This window comes from Pseudomonas sp. GW823-FHT02C05, assembly GCF_058797595.1.
Genome location: NZ_JBXAJU010000004.1, coordinates 536695 through 553636, shown reverse-complemented (window position 1 = coordinate 553636; position 16942 = coordinate 536695). Strand labels below are relative to the sequence as shown.

Below are 16942 nucleotides of genomic sequence, written 5' to 3'. Positions count from 1 at the left end.
GAACACCCTCTTGCTGTGTAGGAGCTGGCTTGCCAGCGAAGGCGCCCACAAGGGCAGCACAAGGCTTGAAGGCCTCTTTGCCGGCAAGCCGGCTCCTACGGCGGCAGGTGCGTAAGCCGCGAGAACACCCTCTTGCTGTGTAGGAGCTGGCTTGCCAGCGAAGGCGCCCACAAGGGCAGCACAAGGCTTGAAGGCCTCTTCGCCGGCAAGCCGGTTCCTGCGGTGATGGGAGGCAGCGGAAATCTGCTGAAAACACTTTCCCACTGCGGGCTTTTGCCGGCCGCCGAGGCGGGCTGCTGCGTCATCCCGCTATCGAGCGAGCAACTCGCAACATAGGCCGTAACCCTCAAGCCACAAGGCGTGCTCCGCCCCCCTCGGTACTTTCCGCCGTACGTCAGATTAATTTCTTTGCGCTTGATTTATATCTGTTTGGATATAGATTTCAGGTGGCGCGCTCTGTTGTTCACCCCTTGCGGCCATGCCTTGAAACAACCCGGCGCGGCGGGTCGTGGCCGTGTTGATTAGCCTTGTTCCTGGTCATTAACAGGAGAGGTTCGATGCCCAGGCACAAGGATGTGGTGTTTGTCGGGAGCGCGCTGCGGGATCTCAGGGCGTTCCCTGAAGATGCCCGTCGGGCCGCCGGTTTCCAGCTGGATCTGCTGCAGCAGGGTGAACAGCCCTACGATTGCAGGTCGGTGAAAACCATTGGCCCGGGCGTTTTCGAGATCAGGATCCATGAGGATTCAGGGGCGTTTCGGTTGTTCTATGTGGTCCGGCGGGCCGCGGCCATTTATGTGTTGCACGCGGTGCGCAAGACCACCCGCAAGACCGAGGCGCGGGATATAGAGCTGGCTCGTGCCAGATATCAGGAAACAGGTTCACGCCATGACTGACCAACCGATCAACCAGCGCTTTGCCAGTGTCTGGGATGCCCTTGAAGCCACTCCCCAGGAGGCCGCCAACATGCGCCTGCGGGCCAAGCTGATGCTGGAACTGGGCAAGACCGTGCAGGCCTGGGGGGTGTCGCAGAAGGAGGCGGCCAGGCGCCTCAATATCACCCAGCCCCGGCTCAACGATGTGCTCAGCGGCAAGATCAACAAGTTCTCCCTCGATGCGCTGGTCAACCTCTGCGAGGCGGCGCAACTGGGGGTGGACATCCACTTCGACGCTGGCGGCATTGAACCCCTGGCGCCCGCCTGATTCATACAAGCTCCATATCAGGCTGCTAGCGTGATTCCACCCTCTGCCAAGAAGCTGCCGAATGTTTGTGCGCCTGCTGTTTTTCTGTGGATTGTCTTTAGCCGCCACGTCGCTGGCGGCGATGACTGTGTACAAGTCCATCGACGCCAATGGCGTGGTCTCCTACAGCGACCGGCCTTCGCCGGGGGCCCAGGAGTTCGTGTTCCGCGACCGCATGGTGGAGCACCTTGAGCGCCAGGTGCGCCTGGATATCCAGAAGCACAGGGGGCTGGATGCGGTGTATGTGCGCAATGACCTGTATGCCCCGGTGGAAGTGGAATTGAGCTTTGCCGGGTTGAACAATGTCAGCGGCGCTCCGGGGCAGCCGATCCGCCAGGTGCTGCCGGCCCGCAGCAGGCAGCGCCTGGCGCTGCTCACGGCGATTCGCGCCGACCAGCCTCTGAGCTATGCCCCCAGGTTCCGTTATTCCCTGGGGGATCCGGCAGGCGCCACCCAGGCCTATCGCTACCCGCTGCCCTGGCGTGGCGGGCCGTTTCGCCTGACCCAGGGCGCCAATGGCCAATACAGCCATTTCAGCCCCAAGAGCCGCTATGCGATGGATATCGCCATGCCGGTGGGGACGCCGATCATTGCCGCCCGGGGCGGGGTGGTGGTGAAGACCGAGAACGCCCAGAACGGGCGGGGCAATAACCCGGCGGGCAATTTCGTCCGGGTGCTGCACGACGACGGCACCATGGGCGTGTACCTGCACCTCAAGCAGGGTTCGGTCAGCGTGCGGGAGGGCCAGCGAGTGGCGGTGGGCAGCGCCCTGGGGCTGTCGGGCAACACCGGCAACAGCAGTGGGCCGCACCTGCATTTCGTGGTGCAGCGCAATACCGGGTTGGGGCTGGTGTCGATTCCCTATCAGTTCAACCAGCCCCTGGGGGATTTGCCGAATTTTGCCCTGGGCAACCAATAACCTGCCCGTAGGAGCCGGCTTGGCGGCGAAAGGGCCGTCAATCCAGCATCAGCACCTTGGCCAGGATGATCTTCGGTCCCTTCATCTTCTTGATGATGATGCGCAGGCCTTCGACCTCCAGTACTTCTTCCTCTTCCGGCACCCGTTTCAGGGTTTCGTACACCAGGCCGGCGAGGGTTTCGGCCTCGATATGGTCCAGGTCGATGCCCAGCAGGCGTTCCACCTTGAACAGCGGGGTGTCACCGCGCACCAGCAGCTTGCCCGGCTGGTAGGCCAGGATGCCGCGCTCGGTCTTGCGGTGTTCGTCCTGGATATCGCCCACCAGCACTTCAAGCACGTCTTCCATGGTCAGGTAGCCAATGACCTTGCCGTCGGCTTCTTCCACCAGGGCGAAGTGCGAGCCGCCCTTGCGGAACTGCTCCAGCAACTGCGACAGCGGCATGTGCCGGGATACGCGCTCCAGCGGGCGGGTCAGCTCGGCCAGGTTGAACGACTCGGGAATGTGGTCCAGGGCCGCCAGTTCCAGCAGCAGGTCCTTGATGTGCAGCAGGCCGACGAATTCGTTGCGCTCGCTGTCGTAGACCGGGTAGCGGCTGAACTTGTGGCGGCGGAACAGGGCGAGGATTTCCTTGAGCGGCGCGTTGAACTCGACGCTGATCAGGTCTTCCCGGGAATTGGCCCAGTCCACCACTTCCAGTTCGCCCATTTCCACCGCCGAGGCCAGTACGCGCATGCCCTGGTCGCTGGGGTCCTGGCCGCGGCTGGAGTGCAGGATCAGTTTGAGTTCTTCTCGGCTGTAGTGGTGTTCATGGTGCGGGCCGGGCTCGCCCTGCCCGGCGATGCGCAAGATGGTGTTGGCGCTGGCGTTGAGCAGGTAGATGGCCGGGTACATCAGCCAGTAGAACAGGTACAGCGGCACCGCCGTCCACAGCGACAGCAGCTCCGGCTTGCGGATCGCCCAGGATTTGGGCGCCAGCTCGCCGACCACGATGTGCAGGTAGGAAATGATGAAGAACGCGGTGAAGAACGACACGCCGCGGATCACTTCCGGAGAGCTCACGCCCAGGGCGCCCAGCAGCGGCTCCAGCAGATGGGCGAAGGCCGGCTCACCGACCCAGCCCAGGCCCAGGGAGGCCAGGGTGATGCCCAGTTGGCAGGCCGAGAGGTAGGCGTCGAGCTGGCTGTGCACGGTGCGCAGGATCTGCCCGCGCCAGCCGTTCTTGTGGGCAATGGCCTCGACCCGGGTCGAGCGCAGCTTGACCATGGCGAACTCCGCCGCAACGAAAAAGCCGTTGAGCAGGACCAGGATCAGAGCAAAAAGAATCATGCCGAAGTCGGCGAAAAGAGACGCGAGGGTAAAACCAGGGGAAGGGTCCATGATGGAGTTTTGCGGGTTCCGTGTATTCGAAAAGGAAGGAAATGCGGTGCCTGAAAGGCAGGCACAAGTTACGCAATGTAGCGGCTGACAGGGCAATTGCCTAGGGGCGAGTGGCTGTCAGCGCTGGTCGGTCAGGCTCTGGGTGCGGTTTTTCTTCACTTGGGCCGGAACGAAATGGCAGGTGAAGGTGCTGCCGTGGCCCAGCACGCTGCTGATCTCCAGGCGCGCACGGTGGCGCAGCAGCACATGCTTGACGATGGCCAGGCCCAGGCCGGTGCCGCCGGTGTTGGAGTTGCGGCTCGAATCCACCCGGTAGAAGCGCTCGGTGAGGCGCGGCAGGTGCTTGTTGTCGATGCCGATCCCCGAGTCCTGCACGCTCAGGTGCGCGCCCTGTTCGTCGCCCCACCAGCGAATGCGAATATTGCCTTCGGCCGGGGTGTATTTCACCGCGTTGAACACCAGGTTGGAGAAGGCGCTGCGCAGCTCCGCTTCGCTGCCCTTGAGTTGTACCGACGCGTCGGCTTCCAGGGTGATGCGCTGGTTGCGCTCCCCGGACAGCGCCTGGGCGTCGCTCTTGATCGATTGCAGCAGCACGTCGATGGGCACCGGCTGGTTGTCCGACGGGTAGTCCGTGGCCTCCAGCTTGGCCAGCAACAGCAGGTCGTTGAGCAGGGTCTGCATGCGCCCGCCTTGCTGCTGCATCTGCTGCAGGGCGCGGCTCCAGCGCGGGTTCACTTCCTCGACGTTGTCCAGCAGGGTCTCCAGGTAGCCGCAGATCACCGTCAGCGGCGTGCGCAGCTCGTGGGAGACGTTGGCGATGAAGTCCTTGCGCATCTGTTCCAGCTGGTGGATGCGGGTCACGTCGCGCACCAGCATCAGGTGCTCGTTGTTGCCGTAGCGGGTGATGTAGAGCTGGATGCGTACCCGGTCGTTGGCCGGGGAGGGGATTTCCAGCGGCTCGGCGTAGCTGTCCTGCTCGAAGTATTCCTTGAAGCGCGGATGGCGCACCAGGTTGGTCACCGGCTGGCCGCTGTCCTGGGGCGTCTTGAGCCCCAGCAGGGTCTCGGCGGCGCGGTTCCACCATTCCAGGTTGCCGTCGCTGTCGAGCATGATCACCGCGTCCTTAAGGGCCGCGGTGGACTCCTGGACCCGGTCGATCACCGCCTGCAGGCGCCCGCGTACCCGCTGATCGCGGCGTTGCAGGTGGTAGATGCTGTCGAACACCTCGCCCCACAGGCCATAACCGTCGGGGGGCGCTTCGTCGGGTTGATGCAGGCGCAGCCATTCGTGCAGGCGCAGCAACTGCTTGAGGGTCCAGGCCAGGTAGATGCCCAGGCCGGCGGCCAGGCTCCAGCCGTAGTAGCCGCTGATCAGGCCCACCAGCAGGCAGCCGGTGATCAACAGCAACATGTGGCGAATCAGGGTGCCATGCCAGTTTTGATTCACTTGAAACACGTCCGTGGAGGGTGGCGCAGCTCCAAGCTGCAAGTGTTGAAGCGGTCACTCATCGGCGTGCCGCTTGTCGCTTGCCGCTGCCGTCAGGCCTTGGTGGAAAAACGATAGCCGGTGCCGCGCACGGTTTGTACCAGATTCTCGTAGGCATCGCCCAGGGCCTTGCGCAGCCGGCGGATATGCACATCCACGGTGCGTTCCTCGACGTACACATTGCCACCCCAGACCTGGTCCAGCAGCTGGCCACGGGTGTAGGCACGCTCCTGGTGGGTCATGAAGAACTGCAGCAGGCGATATTCGGTAGGGCCCATTTCCGCGGGCTTGCCGTCGATGGTCACCCGGTGGCTGATGGGGTCCAGCAGCAGGCCGCCGACTTCGATTGGCGCCTCGCCATCGGTAGGGCCGGCACGGCGCAGCACGGCCTTGAGGCGGGCCACCAGTTCGCGGGGGGAGAACGGCTTGGTGATGTAGTCGTCGGCGCCGACTTCCAGGCCCTGGATCTTGTTGTCCTCTTCACCCTTGGCGGTGAGCATGATGATCGGGATGTCCCCGGTCAGCTCATCGCGCTTGAGGCGCCGCGCCAGCTCGATGCCGGAAGTGCCGGGCAGCATCCAGTCCAGCAGGATCAGGTCCGGCTTGCGGTCGACGATGATGGCATGGGCCTGCTGAGAGTTCTCTGCCTCCATGCAGTCATAGCCGGCCATTTCCAACGCAACGGCGATCATTTCGCGAATAGGCGCTTCGTCGTCAACGATCAGAATGCTTCTGCCAACCATGCTTGAACCTCTTGTCATTTAACTGTCTTGCGCCGCATTAGATAACGGAATTATTGCAGTCGTGTGACAGTATTTCAGGTCGCGGGGCGGGGTGCTGCTTCGTGGACTAAGCTTTGAGTCCGATTCCTGACAACCACAAAAGAAGGTTTCCATGACTCTGTTCAAGCAATCGTTGAAAGTCCTGCTGGTAGGCGCTGTCCTGGCCCTGCCGACATTCGCCATGGCCGCCGACCCGGCAATGAGCAAGGACGGCGTGCTGGTGGACCACAAGGGCATGACCCTCTACACCTTTGCCAAGGATGCCGACGGCAAGTCCATGTGCAATGACAAATGCGCTGCCAACTGGCCGCCGCTGATGGCCGAGGGCAGTGACAAGGCCATGGGCAAGTGGACGGTGATCAAGCGTGACGACGGCAAGATGCAGTGGGCCTACGACGGCAAGCCGCTGTACGGCTTCGTGATGGACAAGAAGGCCGGTGACATGACCGGCGAAGGCAAGATGGACGGCGCCTGGAAGGTCGCGAAATCCGACTGACCTCCCGCCGCCCTCCGGGCCATTGGCAGCTTGCGGCAGCGGCTACACCGATCTCTGTAGCCGCTGCCGAGCCCTGGCAAAGCTGCGAAAAGGCCCATAGGGCCTTGCTTGACGGTCTAGCGCAACGCGTAATCCAGCACCACCCCGACAAAGATCGCCAGGCCCGCCCAGTGGTTATGCAGGAAGGCCTTGAAGCACTTCATCCGGTCGCGATCCCGGGTGTACCAGAACTCCCAGGCGAAACACGCCGCCGCCACCGCCAGCCCCAGGTGGAACCAGCCCCCCAGATTGAACCGTGCCCCGGCCAGCAGCAGGCAGCCCAGGGACAAGCCCTGCAGGGTGAGAATGATCACCCGGTCGGCATCGCCGAACAGGATCGCCGTGGACTTGACCCCGATTTTCAGGTCATCGTCACGGTCGGTCATGGCGTAGTAAGTGTCGTAGCCCACGGTCCACAGCAGGTTGGCGATGTACAGCAGCCACGCGGTGGCCGGCAGTTCGCCGTTCTGCGCGGTGAAGGTCATCAGGATGCCCCAGGAATACGCCGCCCCCAGTACCACCTGCGGGTAATAGGTGTAGCGCTTCATGAAGGGGTAGCAGGCGGCCAGGGCCAGGGCGCCGAACGACAGCCAGACCGTGGTGGCGTTGGTGCACAGCACCAGCAGGAAGGCGGCGCCCATCAGCACCGCGAACAGTATCAGGGCCTCCTTGGCGCTGACTTTGCCGGTGGCCAGGGGCCGCTGGTCGGTGCGCGTGACCTGGCCGTCCACCTTGCGGTCGGCGAAGTCGTTGATGGCGCAGCCGCCGGCGCGGGTCAGCACCACCCCGAAGGTGAAGATCAGCACATGGCTCAGGGACGGCTGGCCCTCGGCGGCGATCCACAGCGCCACCAGGGTTGGCCATAGCAGCAGATAGATGCCGATGGGCTTGTCCATGCGCGTCAGTTGCAGGAAGTCCCAGGCCCGCGGGTGCAGGCGATTGAGGGATTTGAGCAGGCTCAGGTACATCAGCAGGCCTCCGGTCGGGCGTCTATGGCGGTCCACAGGCTGGGCAGGAAGATTTCCGCCACCAGCAGGCTCAGGGGCCCGCGGTCAAAGCGTGAGCGACGGCCCCACAGGCCGTTGTCGGCAACGGCGGCGGGCAGCCAGTGCCGGGGGTAGCGGCAGACTTCGATGGGCTGGCGGGTAAAGGCCTGGTCGCAGAACAGCAACTCGCCCAGGGAGCGGCTGCCCAGTTCGTCGATATTCAGGCCGCCTTCGAGCAGGGCGCTGCGGGCGGCGACGCTACGGGCGAACACCCAGGCCTGGCCGTGCCCGCGCAAGTACACCTCGCGCACCCAGCCTTCGCTCTGTTCGGGCAGGCCCAGGGCGGCGCATTCGTCGTTGCGCAGGGTTTGCCACTCTTGCACCAGCGGGGTGACGCTGAAGGCGTTGTGGGACAGCCGGGTCAGGCGCCGGGTCAGCGACCCTTCATCGAACAGCCAGTTGGCAACGGCTGCGCCGGGGAAGGGGGACAAACGGCTTTGCACCAGCCAGGTGGGGGCCGGGGCGGGGGGCATTGAGTGCGGCACAGTGGGTCAGTATTGGCAGCAAATGAGGCGGCGAGCTTAGCATGGCGATCGCCGGTTTTGATTGATCCAGGACGCCCGGCGGCACGAACGTGCTTGCATCTGCCGGTAGTGATCAGTAAAAAACCCCAGTGCCGGACGCTGATCAGCGTGGCCTTCTAGAGTCGATCCATCGACCGACCCACCGGCGAAGCCTGAACCCTTGAGGAAATGCATCAATGAAAAAGTGGCAATGTGTGGTCTGCGGCCTGATTTACAACGAAGCGGAAGGCTGGCCGGACGACGGTATTTTGCCGGGTACCCGTTGGGAAGATGTACCCGCGGACTGGCTCTGCCCGGACTGCGGCGTGGGCAAGATGGATTTCGAAATGATCGAGATCGCTTGATCGACTTTTGTGGCTTGAACAACCAATAACAAGGAGCAGGGAATGAGCGCACCGGTAGTGATCGTGGGGACGGGCCTGGCGGGTTACAACCTGGCCCGGGAGTTTCGCAAGCTCGACAGCGAGACTCCGCTGCTGTTGATCACTGCCGACGATGGCCGTTCCTACTCCAAGCCGATGCTGTCCACCGGCTTCGGCAAGAACAAGGACGCCGACGGCCTGAGCATGGCCGAGCCTGGCGCCATGGCCGAGCAGCTCAAGGCCGAGGTCCGCACCCACACCCGCATCAGCGGCATCGACCCGGGCCACAAGCGCCTGTGGATCGGCGAGGAAGCGGTGGCCTATCGCGACCTGATCCTGGCCTGGGGCGCGGAAACCGTGCGGGTGCTGGTGCAGGGCGACGCATCCGAGCTGATTTTCCCCATCAATGACCTGGAAGACTACGCGCGCTTTCGCAGCGCCGCGGCCGGCAAGCGTCGGGTGCTGCTGCTGGGCGCCGGGCTGATCGGCTGCGAGTTCGCCAATGACCTGATCCTCGGCGGCTACAGCGTGGACCTGGTGGCACCTTGCGAGCAGGTGATGCCGACCCTGCTGCACCCGGCCGCAGCGGCGGCGGTCCAGGCCGGGCTGGAGAGCCTGGGCGCACGCTTCCACCTGGGCCCGGTGCTCAACCGCCTGCAGCGCAGCGCCGACGGTCTGGAAGCCCACCTGTCCGATGGCCAGGTGATCGCCTGCGACCTTGTGGTCTCGGCCATCGGCCTGCGCCCGCGCATCGACCTGGCGGCTGCCGCCGGGCTGGTGGTCAATCGCGGAGTGGTGGTGGACCGCGAGCTGAAAACCTCCCACGCCAATATCTATGCCCTGGGCGATTGCGCCGAGGTCGACGGTCTCAACCTGCTGTACGTGATGCCGCTGATGAGCTGCGCCCGGGCGCTGGCGCAGACTCTGGCGGGCAAGCCGACGGCGGTCAGCTACGGGCCGATGCCGATCACCGTCAAGACTCCGGTCTGCCCCCTGGTGGTGTCGCCGCCGCCCCGTGGCGCCGAAGGCGTATGGACTGCAGAAGGGCAGGGGGCCGACATCAAGGTCCTGTGCCGCAACGCCGAAGGCCAGTTGCTGGGCTACGCCCTGACCGGGGCCGCGGTGATGGAAAAACTGGCCCTGAACAAGGAACTTCCTGCGTTGCTGGCTTAAATACCGGTCGTTCTGTCGGAATAACCCGGTTCTTGCCCTCACAAAGGTCGCGGGGAGACTGGCGCCACTCTCAAGCGCGTGCCATCCTCACACCCGTCTGCCGCAGCGTAGAGCCTGCGGCGCCTTGGGCGCTGTTCCCGTGAACAGCACGGACATAACAACAAAAAACCGTCAAAGAGGCTTCACACTATGCGTAAACCAGAACTCGCCGCAGCCATTGCTGAAAAAGCGGACCTGACCAAAGAGCAGGCCAATCGCGTGCTCAACGCCATTCTTGAAGAGATCACCGGGGCTCTGCACCGCAAAGACAGTGTCACCCTGGTTGGTTTTGGCACCTTCCTGCAACGCCACCGTGGCGCCCGCACCGGCAAGAACCCGCAGACCGGCGAGCCGGTAAAGATCAAGGCCAGCAACACCGTGGCATTCAAACCGGGCAAGTCGCTGAAAGACAGCGTCAACCCATAAGCATTGAGCGGGCTCCCGGCAGCGGGAGCACGCAGGGGAAATAGGCACGCCGAGCGCATCGGGTGCCTATTTTTTTGCCTGCCGTTTGCCCGCAGATGTTCTTGCGAAGCCGCTTTGGCGTGGCTAGGATGCGCGATCGTTCGATTTTTGATCTAAGGCCAAGGATGACCCGCCCCACTGACAGCCCCCTTTCATGGGCCGCCCTGCTGCACGGCCTGGCAAGCCCCGGTTTAGTTGCCCTGATCGTGGGCTGCCTGTTCAGCCTTGGCCTGTCATCGGCCGCTGCCGGCAACGACTCGCGACTGGAGCAGATCGGCTATCGCGAGGCCCTCAGCTGGTTCCACAGCCAGAAATACGACAGCTCCGGCGCCTGGCTCTGCGGCTATTCCCTGGCCCGCGAGGACTACAGCGTAGCGCCCAAGGCTCCGCGCCTGCTGGTGGAAGTGGACCAGCGCTTTCTTTACCTCAAGACCGCCGGCCAGCTGGTGGAACTCACCGGCGCCGCCCAGGGCCCGGAACGCAGCGAGTACCAGAACACCGGCGCTCATATCCGGGTCACCCTGAACATCCTCAAGCGCAACAATTTCAGCGAGTACCAGGAGTCTCACGACCGCCAGGTGGTGGCGCGCATCGAGATGAACGACCAGGTCGAAACCCTCACCCTCAAGGGGCAATCATGCGGTACCTGAACCTGGCAGGCCTGGGCCTGCTGATCGCCTGCGCGGCCACGCCCGCCCTGGCGGATGAATCGAACCCGGGCAAGGGTTGCTACGGCTACCTCACCGAACTGGTGCGCAGCAGCGATTTTCCCTACCGCGACTTCACCACCCCGGAGCACCTCAAGCTGCTGATCGACCGCGACGATGGCGACCAGCTGAGCCTGCAGCTGTTCTACGAAACCTCCGGCAGCGGGATCATCGGCTGGGTCCGCTACGACGTGCCGCAGCAGGCCCTGTGGAACGTCAGCATCGACCCCGAAGAGCCCCAGGCCCTCAAGTTCGATCAAGGCTTCGCCCGTGCCTACGCGTCCTGCCTGGAAGCGCGTTGAGGGGCCACGGCCGCTGCGCAGAGTTGCCGAGTGGTTCCTTGATTGTTGCCGGCCGTTGCCTGAATATTTGCCACTCTCCGAATCACCCTTTCAGCATGGAACGCCAAACTCTTGTCCACCTACCGCATTCAAGAAGCCGATCTCGATATTCCTGACGCCTGGCAGGACCAGAGCATCAATATCTTCAAGCTGCCAGCCGTTGGCGGTGCCCAGGAAGCCAGCTTCGTCATCAGCCGCGACCCGAGCCAGGGCGACGCCGCCTTTGCCGATTATGTCGCCGCGCAGCTGAATGCTGCGGAGCAGCAACTGCCAGGTTTCAACCTGATCAAGCGCTGGGACTTCGACATGCAAGGCCATGCCGCCGTGCTGCTGGACTACAGCTGGAAACGCGAAGGGCGCGAGCTGATGCTGCGCCAGGTCTTCATCGAGCGTAAGCCGGCCGTGCTGATCACCACCCTGACCACCACGGTCAACGACCTGGTGCATCATGAGCCGGCCTGGAAACAGGCCATGCAGAGCCTCAAGCCGCAGCCTTCGAAAGCCTGATCGGTCAACCTGCCCTGAGGCGCATTGCCCGGTAGCCGAACTCTAGGAACCGCATGAAGTTCAACGATCTGTTCGTCAGTCGCGAGGAGATGTTCTCGATGGGCATCGAGGAATCCACCGGCCAGTACTACCTGACCTTTCCGGTGAGCCTTGGGGTGGTCGACTACGAGGAGTACTACGCCATCGAGCGCGCGACCTTCGAACAGTTCGAACAGGATCTGCAGGCCGCGCTGGCGTTCGTCAGCCGCGCCAGAAAGCGCGAGCTGGACGCGTTGCTGATCATCAGGCCGGGCAAGAATCGCGGCTCGGCGATTTGACCCGGCCTCCAACAGGCGCTCAGTTCAGTGCTGCCAGTAGTTGCTTGTTGAACGACTCTTTCAGGTCCTGATGACCGGTGTAGCCCAGGGTCTGCTCGCTCATGATCTTCGCTAGCGTTTCGTCGTCCGGTTTGATTTTGTTGGTTTTCAAGGCGATGAAAATCAGTGGGACCGGATAGGAGTAATACTTTGGCCTGTCTATGACATCGCTCACCAGCGCGGGGCTGACGTTGAAGAGGTTGAACAGAATAGGCAGGTGAACATCCTGGAGCTGGCGCAGAATCACCTGGCAGGTATTTTCAATACCTTGCTCTGTCACGGGCAGTAGCGGGCAGGCAGCTTTTTCACTGACCGTCGACAAGCTGTAGATAAATTTCGGATTGGCCAGGTTGGACGGGTAGGGCGGGTTTATCTGGTCGATCTCGGCCTGCAGGGCCGGGTGTTCGACGAAGATGAGGATTTCGTAGGCGCGGGTGTTGGCCAGGTATTCGAAATGCAGGGTCGCCACGGCGCCCGATTCTTTCTGTGCAACCACCACTTTGTTCTTGGTGACTTTTACTCCGGGGTAACCCGAGAGCTCGCTCTTCAAAAAAAGCTGGAGCGCCTTTTCAAAGTTGCTGCGCAATTCCTTGGTGTCTGCTTTCATTTCTCGATTACTCGTTCAATAGCGAAGAAGCCAGAAGGTGGCCGAATGCTGTGCGCCATTGCCACCGAACTGGGTACCTCTGGCGGTTTTGGTCGCAACTTCGAACTGGCCCTGGGTAGCGCCCGACGGTTTGATCAGGCCACCGCCCAGGCCACCGTTCGTATTGGCCGGATTGCTCATGTCGAACATTCCCGATCCCTGTTGGTTCTTGGTCAGTTTGCCGCTGCCATTTTTGACTTCGAACACGTGGTAGTTACCGGCTTTGTCCTTGGCGATGATATCTGCCCTGATGCGATAGGACTTCTGGGTGACAGGGTGTTTGACCTTCATGGTCAATTCTTCACCTACCACAGTGAAACCGTTCCTCTCGAGGTCAGCTTTGGCTTTTGTAGTGCCCCTTCTGCCGCTGTAGGCCGATTTGCAGATCCAGCCCAGCGGATCGATCCAACCGATTGGGTTGGGAGCGTACTGATAAAGGTTCAAGCCTCCGGCCAGGCCGATGGGGTCCGGCGTGGTGAAGCGCCCGATATCCGGGTCGTAGAAACGGAACGTGTTGAAGTGCAATCCAGTCTCGCGGTCCAGGTACTGGCCCTGGAACCTGAGATTCTGTTCCTCGATGTAGTAGGGCTCGCGTATTTCTTCGACAGTATTGCCCCAGACCTGATAGCGGGCCTGCCAGACGCTATGGCCGTCAGGCTCGCAAAGCTGTTGAGGCAGGCCATTCAGGTCGTTGTGGTAGTAGCGGATCTTCTGCTGCGCGCCGAGGCCGTCGACCCGCGCCAGGGGCGCATGTCCCAGGTCTTCATAGACATAGAGGCTGGTCTGTTGATTACGCTGTTCCTGCAGCAGCCGCAGGCCATCCCAGACGAATCGCGTTTCACCCAGAAGGTTGCCCTGGCTGTCGTACTCGCTCTTGCTGATGCGGCGACCCAAGACGTCGTAGCGCATCCTGACCAGGGTTTCGCCGCTGGAGGTCTGATTGCGCACTTCGATCAACCGGTGTTCGGCGTCGTAGGCAAAACGTTGCACGCCTCGCCGACCACTGCGTTTTTCAATCATTCGCCCGAAGGCATCATAGCGGTAGCGCTTGTCCTGGTAGGTCAGCAATTTGTTGTGCACCACCAGCCCGGCGCCCGTCTTCGGGCCATCAAGCAAATTGGCGGCGGCGTCATAGGCGAAGGTTTCTTTCTGGCCCTGCAGGCCGTCCTGGCTGGCAATGATTCGCCCGGTCGCGTCGTAATGGAACAGTTGCCGATGTTGCCCGGTGGCATGTCGCTCGGCCAGGCCCACCAGATTATCGCTATCGTCGTACTCCAGGTGTCGCTCCGGGGCTGTTGGCAAGGTGTTTGCCAGCAGGCTGGAGTGCTGCAGGCGTGCGCGCAGGCGGCCACAACGGTCGTATTCGCTGCGAGTGCTGATCTGACCCTGGGTACGCAGCACCTCACGGTGCAGGCGGTCACGTTGAAAGTCGCTGACTACCTGGCCATCGAGATTGATCTGGTGCAGATGGCCGCTGCCGTAATAGAGCCGGTTGAGCCAACGCTTGTCCGGTAGCTGGGTCTGAGTCAAATTGCCCAGTTCGTCGTATCGATGGATCAGGCTGCCGGCCACGGTGTGTTCTTCGAGTAATTGGCCCAGGGCGTCGTAGCTGAAACTCAGTGCCTGCTGGTTGCCGAGGTTGTCGGTAAAGCTGGCGGCGGTCAGTTGGTTCAAGGGGTCGTAGGTGTATTGGCTGCGGCCATCGTCTGTGATTTTGGCCAGCAGCCGCCCCACGGCATCGCGCTCGAACCGGTGGATGATCGGCGCGATAGGTTGCGCGGGCACGGCGCTCAGCCCGGTGCCATAAGGGGCGGGGTGGGACTGGAGTTCGACGACGTTGTTCAGCAGGTCATAGCCATAGCGTTTGGCACTGCCGTCGAGGTCCTGCTGTTCGCTCAGGCGGTTGCCGGCGTCCCAGGCAAAGCGATAGCTTTCGCCGTTCTCGTTGGTGAGCGCCAGCAGCCGTCCGTACGCGTCATAGTCGAACCGGACCTGTCGGCCGTGAGCGTCGATGCGCTGGCGTATCTGCCCGCGCCGGTTGTACTGGTAGAGCGTGGTGTAGCCGGAAGGGTCGGTGTAGCCCTGTAGCTGGCCGTTGCTGCTGCGTTGAAAATGCTCGGCGCGCCCATCGGCCAGTTGGCTGCTCAGCAACCGTCCCTGGCAGTCGTAATGGAACCGGGTGTGCTCGCCAAGGGCATCGATGATGGCTTTCACGTTGCCGCGTCGATCGTATTCGAAGCGGGTTGGATAGCCCGAGCAGTCCAGGTGTTCAAGCAATTGCCCGGACGAGTTCCAGCGCATCTTCCGGCTTCTTCCCGCGGCATCGATGATCTCCACCACCTGGCCGTGCGCGTCATGGCGGTACTGGGTCACCTGGCCCAGCGGGTCTACTTCGGCGATACAGTTGCCCCGGGGATCGTAGCGCAGGTGCCAGCTTTCTCCGGCGGGATCGGTCAGGGTCTGTGGCAGCGACCAGTGCTCCAGCCACAAGGTCGAATGGCTGTGCCCCAGAGGATCGGTCTCGGCTATCAGGTTGCCGGTTTCGTCGTAGCTGTAGGCATAGCGTCCTCCCAAGGGGTCGGTGGCGCTGAGCAGTTGGCGCTCATCGTTCCACTCGAAGGCCCATGTCTGGTTGAGGTTGTCGGTGTACTCGACGATCTGCAACTGGCTGTTCCAGCGGCGGCGGCTGAGGCGTTGCAGGCTGTCGGTGACCTGGGTGATTCCCGCCTCCAGATCATAGTCGTACTGATAGCTATCGCCTTCGTCGGTCCAGTGACGGGTCACTCGCCACTGCTGGTCGGCAAATTGTGTCCATTGATAGAAGCAGTGCAGCCCGGTGGCCAATTGATGTTCAATCATCCGGTGGCCGGCGTCATAAGCGAAGCGACGCTGTACCTGGCCTTCGCTATCGCGCACCTGTGCCAGGTCTCCTGCCGCATCGTAGTCGTAGCTGACCAGCACTTCCCGTTGCTGGTCGGGGTACAGCCGTTCGACCTGGGCAATCCGACCGGGCCAGAGCGTGCTGTAGCTCAGTTCGAGCTGCGCCTGTTCAAAGGTGTCACGCAGCAGCCAGAGGCGTCCGGACGAGTCGTACTCCAGGTGCAGACGGTTGTCGTTGCGGTCCCCCAGCTGGCTCAGGCGCAGCCGCGAGGAGTCGCCCGGCAGCGGCTCGAACAGACGGTAGATACCGTCGCTGCTTTCGATCAGCAACTGTCCGTTCTCGTTGCGTCGCACGCTCAAGCCTTCACCGGGGCTGAAGGCTCCTGCACCCAGGGCAATGGAGCCCATGTCGATGCGGCGTCCTTGCTCATCAATGTAGAGCAGGCGCTCGCCCCCTTCGGGGTGGGGCTCGATCTGGACGCTGATCTCGTAAGGCAAGCTCCAGCCGGCTCCGAGCAGGCCGTCACGACGTTCGTCGCGGCTGTTGTAGAAGCGTTGCCATTCGATGGGCATCAGCCCGGGCAGGGTGAAATCCAGATCGTCGTCGGCTCCGAGCACCTTGGCCCCGGTGGCTGCATGCACCGGGTGGGTCGAGGCGACGACGGCCTGGGTCAAAGCATTGGTGGCCTGGCTGACGACAAAGGAATTGACCCCCGCCATCAGCATGCACGGCAGGTTGCTGAGGAACTTGCCCTTGCCGCCCTTGAGCATCATCAGCACGGTCACCGCCAGGCCCACCCCCGGGGTCTTGCCGCTACGGATCTCGCGCACCACCACCGAGCCACCGCCGATGGTCACGTTCGGTGAGATAGGCCCGGCCGACACTACCTTGGCATCGCAGGTGCTGCGGTCGCCGCTGCGTACTGCCGGCTGGCCGTCGATGCTGACCTTTTCCGAGCCTTCAGCCAGATACTGCACCGGCATCGGCGGGTGCTTGGTGCAGGTCACCAGGTCCAGTTCCTTGGTCTGGGAGCCTGGCGCCGGGGAGGCCACGGTGGGCCGCCACATCTGCGAGAAAAACTCCTTGGCCATGTCGAGGAAACCGGGCCCTTCCTCGGGCGTTGCCGACGGGGTGTCGGTGGCTTCGCCTTCTTCGGCGCCGTCGCCGCTGATCTGTGTCGGCGGTGCGATGCCGGCCGCGCGGGCCGCCGGCTTATTGTTGGTCAGGACCTTTTTCGAGCCGCTGGCGATGGTGGCCTGGATCGAGGGCGGGAACAGGGCGTTGGCGATGCCCTCGCATAAATTGCTCAGGCCCTTGTCGGCTCCGGTCTTGCTCATGACCACACCGACGACGACGCCCACCACCAGCCCCAGCACACAGGCGCCGAGGCCGCCGGTGGCCACGGTGATGCCTGCCGCCGCGGCTACTGCCATGGTCGCCAGGGCGCCGATGGCAACGTTGGCCGCCACCTCCAGCACACCGCCGAGAATGTCGGCCATCATCGAGGTGTGTTCCAGCCCGTCACCCAGGCGGGCGGCCCACAGTGCGTCAGACATG

Annotated in this window: 18 protein-coding genes; 11 read left to right on the top strand and 7 right to left on the bottom strand. The window is 62.8% G+C overall.

The window, feature by feature from the left end:
- Positions 1-557 precede the first annotated feature (557 nt).
- From AC1RGE_RS23970 to AC1RGE_RS23960, 3 genes are all read left to right on the top strand, one after another.
- A complete protein-coding gene (locus AC1RGE_RS23970; protein ID WP_011064279.1) occupies positions 558-893 on the top strand; it encodes a type II toxin-antitoxin system RelE/ParE family toxin in 336 nt (111 codons plus the stop codon).
- Entirely contained in the window at positions 886-1200 is a 315-nt protein-coding gene (locus AC1RGE_RS23965; protein WP_011064278.1) for a helix-turn-helix domain-containing protein, read from the top strand. Before AC1RGE_RS23970 ends, AC1RGE_RS23965 begins: the two co-directional genes overlap by 8 nt.
- Before the next feature lie 61 nt (positions 1201-1261).
- Positions 1262-2158, top strand: a complete 897-nt coding sequence (locus AC1RGE_RS23960; RefSeq protein WP_492585118.1) for a peptidoglycan DD-metalloendopeptidase family protein — start codon at positions 1262-1264, stop codon at positions 2156-2158.
- A gap of 37 nt (positions 2159-2195) precedes the next feature.
- Here AC1RGE_RS23960 and AC1RGE_RS23955 read toward each other — a convergent pair whose 3' ends face one another.
- From AC1RGE_RS23955 to phoB, 3 genes are all read right to left on the bottom strand, one after another.
- On the bottom strand, positions 2196-3536 hold the full coding sequence (locus AC1RGE_RS23955) for a hemolysin family protein (protein WP_011064276.1): 1341 nt from the start codon (positions 3534-3536) through the stop codon (positions 2196-2198).
- Between the two features lie 117 nt (positions 3537-3653).
- Positions 3654-4946, bottom strand: a complete 1293-nt coding sequence (gene phoR / locus AC1RGE_RS23950) for a phosphate regulon sensor histidine kinase PhoR (protein WP_186355251.1) — start codon at positions 4944-4946, stop codon at positions 3654-3656.
- 128 nt (positions 4947-5074) lie between these two features.
- Positions 5075-5764, bottom strand: coding sequence for a phosphate regulon transcriptional regulator PhoB (phoB, locus tag AC1RGE_RS23945; RefSeq protein ID WP_003177195.1), 690 nt, complete (start codon positions 5762-5764; stop codon positions 5075-5077).
- Between the two features lie 151 nt (positions 5765-5915).
- Here phoB and AC1RGE_RS23940 point away from each other — a divergent pair, with 151 nt between their 5' ends.
- Positions 5916-6299: a COG4315 family predicted lipoprotein gene (locus AC1RGE_RS23940; protein WP_011064274.1), complete on the top strand. Its 384-nt coding sequence runs from the start codon at positions 5916-5918 to the stop codon at positions 6297-6299.
- A gap of 116 nt (positions 6300-6415) precedes the next feature.
- Here the strand turns inward: AC1RGE_RS23940 and ubiA are convergent, their stop codons facing one another.
- On the bottom strand, positions 6416-7306 hold the full coding sequence (gene ubiA / locus AC1RGE_RS23935; protein WP_492585117.1) for a 4-hydroxybenzoate octaprenyltransferase: 891 nt from the start codon (positions 7304-7306) through the stop codon (positions 6416-6418).
- On the bottom strand, positions 7306-7869 hold the full coding sequence (locus AC1RGE_RS23930; protein WP_041120419.1) for a chorismate--pyruvate lyase family protein: 564 nt from the start codon (positions 7867-7869) through the stop codon (positions 7306-7308). Before AC1RGE_RS23930 ends, ubiA begins: the two co-directional genes overlap by 1 nt.
- 215 nt (positions 7870-8084) lie before the next feature.
- Here AC1RGE_RS23930 and AC1RGE_RS23925 point away from each other — a divergent pair, with 215 nt between their 5' ends.
- The 7 genes from AC1RGE_RS23925 to AC1RGE_RS23895 all read left to right on the top strand — a co-directional run bounded on the left by AC1RGE_RS23925 (position 8085) and on the right by AC1RGE_RS23895 (position 11819).
- A complete protein-coding gene (locus AC1RGE_RS23925) occupies positions 8085-8252 on the top strand; it encodes a rubredoxin (RefSeq protein ID WP_011064271.1) in 168 nt (55 codons plus the stop codon).
- A gap of 42 nt (positions 8253-8294) precedes the next feature.
- Entirely contained in the window at positions 8295-9443 is a 1149-nt protein-coding gene (locus AC1RGE_RS23920; RefSeq protein ID WP_492585115.1) for an NAD(P)/FAD-dependent oxidoreductase, read from the top strand.
- Between the two features lie 189 nt (positions 9444-9632).
- Positions 9633-9908: an HU family DNA-binding protein gene (locus AC1RGE_RS23915; RefSeq protein WP_011064269.1), complete on the top strand. Its 276-nt coding sequence runs from the start codon at positions 9633-9635 to the stop codon at positions 9906-9908.
- Positions 9909-10072: 164 nt separating this feature from the next.
- Entirely contained in the window at positions 10073-10597 is a 525-nt protein-coding gene (locus AC1RGE_RS23910) for a hypothetical protein (protein ID WP_123397702.1), read from the top strand.
- Positions 10585-10956 carry a hypothetical protein gene (locus AC1RGE_RS23905; protein WP_041120416.1) on the top strand — a complete coding sequence of 124 codons (372 nt, stop codon included), beginning with the start codon at positions 10585-10587 and terminating at the stop codon, positions 10954-10956. Before AC1RGE_RS23910 ends, AC1RGE_RS23905 begins: the two co-directional genes overlap by 13 nt.
- A gap of 111 nt (positions 10957-11067) precedes the next feature.
- Positions 11068-11502, top strand: a complete 435-nt coding sequence (locus AC1RGE_RS23900) for a DcrB-related protein (RefSeq protein WP_011064267.1) — start codon at positions 11068-11070, stop codon at positions 11500-11502.
- Between the two features lie 53 nt (positions 11503-11555).
- A complete protein-coding gene (locus tag AC1RGE_RS23895) occupies positions 11556-11819 on the top strand; it encodes a hypothetical protein (RefSeq protein WP_072443441.1) in 264 nt (87 codons plus the stop codon).
- A 19-nt stretch (positions 11820-11838) separates the two neighbouring features.
- Here AC1RGE_RS23895 and AC1RGE_RS23890 read toward each other — a convergent pair whose 3' ends face one another.
- Together AC1RGE_RS23890 and AC1RGE_RS23885 are read right to left on the bottom strand one after the other, a co-directional pair.
- Positions 11839-12465, bottom strand: a complete 627-nt coding sequence (locus AC1RGE_RS23890) for a hypothetical protein (protein WP_019093145.1) — start codon at positions 12463-12465, stop codon at positions 11839-11841.
- A 15-nt stretch (positions 12466-12480) separates the two neighbouring features.
- Entirely contained in the window at positions 12481-16941 is a 4461-nt protein-coding gene (locus AC1RGE_RS23885; RefSeq protein WP_492585113.1) for an RHS repeat-associated core domain-containing protein, read from the bottom strand.
- Between the last annotated feature and the right edge of the window lies 1 nt (position 16942).